The sequence below is a fragment of the Algibacter sp. genome (genome assembly GCF_049667265.1).
Classification (GTDB): domain Bacteria; phylum Bacteroidota; class Bacteroidia; order Flavobacteriales; family Flavobacteriaceae; genus Algibacter_B.
On record NZ_JBATHX010000381.1, the window covers coordinates 1 to 4,159 of the forward strand.

A 4,159-nucleotide genomic window follows, 5' to 3' on the forward strand; every position below is an offset into this window, starting at 1 on the left:
CAATAAATAGAACTGCAAATTAATCAAAAAAATAGTATCTAAGCCTGTTCTACTTTGTATTTTTGTCTTTTAAAATAGATTTATGACAAAGCTAAGTGTTAATATTAATAAGATTGCAACTTTAAGGAATTCAAGAGGAGGCGATGTACCTAATGTGGTTCAATTTGCAAAAGATGTGCAGCGCTTTGGTGCAGAAGGCGTTACCATACATCCTAGACCAGATGAACGCCATATTCGTTACCAAGATGCACGCGATTTAAAACCAGAGGTTTACACGGAATACAATATAGAAGGAAACCCCATTGAGTCTTTTATGAAATTAGTTTTAGAAGTGAAGCCTACCCAAGTTACTTTGGTGCCAGATGCTGTTGATGCCATAACTAGTAATGCTGGCTGGGATACTATTAAACATAAAGACTTTTTGGTAGATGTTATAAAAGAATTTCAAAATAATAACATTAGAACGTCCATTTTTGTCGACCCCGTTTTAAAGCAAATTGAAGGTGCTAAAGCAACAGGAACAGATAGAATTGAATTGTATACTGAAGCCTTTGCACACCAATACAGTTTAGGAAATAAAAACGCTATAACATCATATGCTGAAAGCGCGGAATTAGCTAATAGTTTAGGTTTAGGAATTAATGCAGGTCATGATTTATCTCTTGATAACATGAAGTTTTTCAAAGATAATATTCCAGGTTTATTAGAAGTTTCTATTGGGCACGCTTTAATTGCCGAAAGTTTGTATTTAGGTGTTGAGAATGTTATTCAAATGTATTTACATAAATTAAAATAAGTTGGCAGTATTCAACATTCAAAAACCGTTAATCGTTATTCAAAAAAAGTTATGCTTTTACATTCAAATATTTTAGGAGAAGGAAAACCATTTATAATTTTACACGGTTTTTTGGGCATGAGCGATAACTGGAAAACACTTGGCAGTCAGTTTAGTGACATTGGGTTTCAAGTGCATTTAGTGGATCAGCGAAACCACGGACGAAGTTTTCATGAAAATGAATTTAATTATGAAGTTCTTGCTGAAGATTTAAAACACTATTGCGATAAACATAAATTGACAGATATTGTGTTACTTGGTCATTCTATGGGTGGCAAAACAGCCATGTTATTTGCTACTCTATATCCAGAATTGGTTTCCAAATTAATAGTTGCTGATATTTCTCCACGCTTTTATCCTGTGCACCATGATGCTATATTAGAAGGGTTATGCGCGTTAGATTTTGATGTTATTAAAAGCAGAGGGGAAGCAGATGACATGTTAAGCAAATACGTATCCGAGGTTGGAACTCGCATGTTTTTATTAAAAAACCTGTATTGGGTTGAAAAAGGTAAATTAGGATTGCGAATGAACCTAGAGGTATTAAAAAATGAAGTTGGTGAGGTTGGTGAATCTTTACCAAGTTACGCTAGATTTGATAAAGACACTTTGTTTTTACGCGGTGACCGCTCGGAATATATAGGTGTTGGAGATGAAAATATCATAAAAAATCATTTCCAAAAAGCTGAAATTGCAACTATATCCAACGCAGGACATTGGTTGCATGCTGAAAATCCAAAAGATTTTTATGAAGCTGTCATTAATTTTGTAAATTCATAATTAAAATATAAAACCATGAACTTAATATTAAGATTACTATTAAACGCCGTTGCCGTGTTTGCATTGGCTCATATATTAAATGGCGTTCAGGTTGATAACTACATAACTGCAATTATTGTAGCACTTGTATTATCAATTTTAAATCTGCTTGTAAAACCACTTTTAGTTATTTTAACACTCCCAGTAACCATCATAACTTTAGGCTTATTCCTATTAGTCATAAATGGATGCATTATTCTTTTAGCAGATAAATTTATTGATGGATTTTCCGTTTCAAGTATTTGGTGGGCTATCCTATTCAGCATCTTGCTATCTATCCTGCAATCGCTTTTGCAGTCTTTCCTAAAAACCGATAAAAAATAGTTTATCGACGGTTGTAAATCAAGAAATTAAAAACTTTGTTGGGATGTAAAAAATGTTGTATTTTTGCATCCCAATTTTAGGTATACTAAAAATCGATTTTTAAAATGAATATTACAAGAGAAAACGTTGATGCATTAAATGCTGTAGTAAAAGTAGATATCGCCAAAGAAGATTATAGCGATAAAGTTGAAAAAATATTAACAGATTACCGTAAAACTGCAAACATTCCTGGTTTCAGAAAAGGTCATGTACCAATGGGAATGGTGAAAAAGCAATACGGAAAAGCTGTTTTAGTTGATGAAGTAAACAAACTTTTACAAGACGCTTTGAACAAATATTTAACAGAAGAGAAATTAGATGTTCTTGGGCAACCATTACCAAAAACTCAAGATGAAATTGATTGGGATGCTGATAAATTTTCTTTTGAATTTGAATTAGGTCTTGCTCCAGAATTTAAAGTTGAACTTAAAAGTAAAAAAGCCATCACACAATACAACATTGTTGCTGATGATAAAATGATTGATGAGCAAGTTGAACGTATTCAAAAACAATACGGAAAATTAGTTCCTCAAAAAGCTGTTGAAAAGGATAGTGAAATTACTGGTTCTTATACTAACGAAGAAAAAGAAATCGACAATAAAGTAACCTTAACGCTTGATAAATTTAAAGGTAAAGCTACAGCAAAACAATTTATTGGTGCTAAAGCGGGCGATGTTATTACCTTGAAAACTAAAGGTCTTTTTGATGATGAGCATGATTTGATGCACGCTTTAAAATTAGGTCATGATGATATTCATGGTTTAGATATTGAAGTTAATTTTACCATTTCTGAAATTAACAAACGTGAGTTAGCAGATTTAGATCAAGAATTATTTGATAAGGTTTTTGGACCAAAAGCAGTAACTTCTGCAACCGAGTTAAAAGCTAAAATTAAAGAAGATGCTGAAAAGCAATTTGTACAGCAAGCTGACCAAAAGTTGCTAAACGACGTTACCGAATATTTAGTAGAAAACACAAAATTCGATTTACCAGCTGAATTCTTAACCAAATGGATGCAAACTGCTGGTGAACAAGAAATGGATGCAATTCAAGCTAAAGAAGAATATGAAAAGTCTGAAAAAAGCTTACGTTACCAGTTAATTGAAGGTAAATTAATTGAAGATAATAACGTTAAGGTTACTATGGACGATATCAAAAATCATGCTAAAAACATGATTAAAGGGCAAATGGCTCAATTTGGTCAAATGAATCCTTCAGATAAAGAATTAGATGATATTGCTGCTCGTGTATTAGGAAATCAAGAGGAGGCTCGTCGTATTTCTGAGCAATTGGTAAGTCAAAAATTACTAGAAGTTTATAAAGAGAAAGCAAACTTGAAAGTTAAAGAATTAAGTTACGAAAACTTTGTTAAAGAAGTTTACGGCGATAAATAAATAAATTTTAATTGCTTATATTTAAGCGCTTAAACCCGCGGGTTTAAGCGCTTTTTTATTAAAAAAGCCATTTTAAATTTAATTTATGTAAACGCATCTCGATGTAAGTCAGGTGTTTATTAATAGAAATAAGGAAAGATTATGGATTACGCAAAAGAATTTGAAAAATTCGCGATAAAAGACCAAGGGATAAGCAGCACATATTACAACAAAATTATTAGTAGCATGTATCCTACAAATTTAACGCCTAACATTATTGAAGAGCGTCAAATGAATATTGCTGTTTTTGATGTATTCTCACGTTTAATGATGGATAGAATCATTTTTTTAGGCCAAGGAATTAACGATCAGGTAGCAAATATTGTTCAGGCACAACTTTTATTTTTAGAAAGCACGGATGCTAATAAAGATATTCAAATTTACATCAACTCTCCAGGAGGCAGCGTTTATGCAGGATTAGGCATATATGATACCATGCAATTTATTAAACCAGATGTAGCTACAATTTGTACAGGTATGGCGGCTTCCATGGGCGCTGTGCTATTATGTGCAGGAGCAAAAGGAAAGCGAAGTGGTTTAACCCATTCTCGTGTTATGATTCATCAACCATTAGGTGGTGCGCAAGGACAAGCTAGTGATATTGAGATTACTGCTAGAGAGATTTTAATTTTAAAGGAAGAACTTTATAAAATTATTAGTAAGCATTCAGGGCAGGATTACGACAAAGTGTATGAAGATAGTGATAGAG

At 32.7% G+C, this 4,159-nt stretch carries 5 protein-coding genes; all 5 read left to right on the forward strand.

From position 1 onward, the window contains the following. The first annotated feature begins 82 nt into the window (after nucleotides 1–82). Nucleotides 83–796: a pyridoxine 5'-phosphate synthase gene (locus WBN21_RS13170; protein ID WP_424201012.1), complete on the forward strand. Its 714-nt coding sequence runs from the start codon at nucleotides 83–85 to the stop codon at nucleotides 794–796. Nucleotides 797–847: 51 nt separating this feature from the next. Further along, nucleotides 848–1,615: an alpha/beta fold hydrolase gene (locus WBN21_RS13175; RefSeq protein ID WP_424201014.1), complete on the forward strand. Its 768-nt coding sequence runs from the start codon at nucleotides 848–850 to the stop codon at nucleotides 1,613–1,615. Between the two features lie 15 nt (nucleotides 1,616–1,630). Continuing rightward, nucleotides 1,631–1,978 carry a phage holin family protein gene (locus WBN21_RS13180; RefSeq protein ID WP_424201016.1) on the forward strand — a complete coding sequence of 116 codons (348 nt, stop codon included), beginning with the start codon at nucleotides 1,631–1,633 and terminating at the stop codon, nucleotides 1,976–1,978. 104 nt (nucleotides 1,979–2,082) lie between these two features. Beyond that, a complete protein-coding gene (gene tig / locus WBN21_RS13185; RefSeq protein ID WP_424201018.1) occupies nucleotides 2,083–3,411 on the forward strand; it encodes a trigger factor in 1,329 nt (442 codons plus the stop codon). Nucleotides 3,412–3,552: 141 nt separating this feature from the next. Next, nucleotides 3,553–4,159, forward strand: a 607-nt coding sequence (locus WBN21_RS13190) for a ClpP family protease (RefSeq protein WP_424201020.1), incomplete at its 3' end; no start/stop codon positions are given.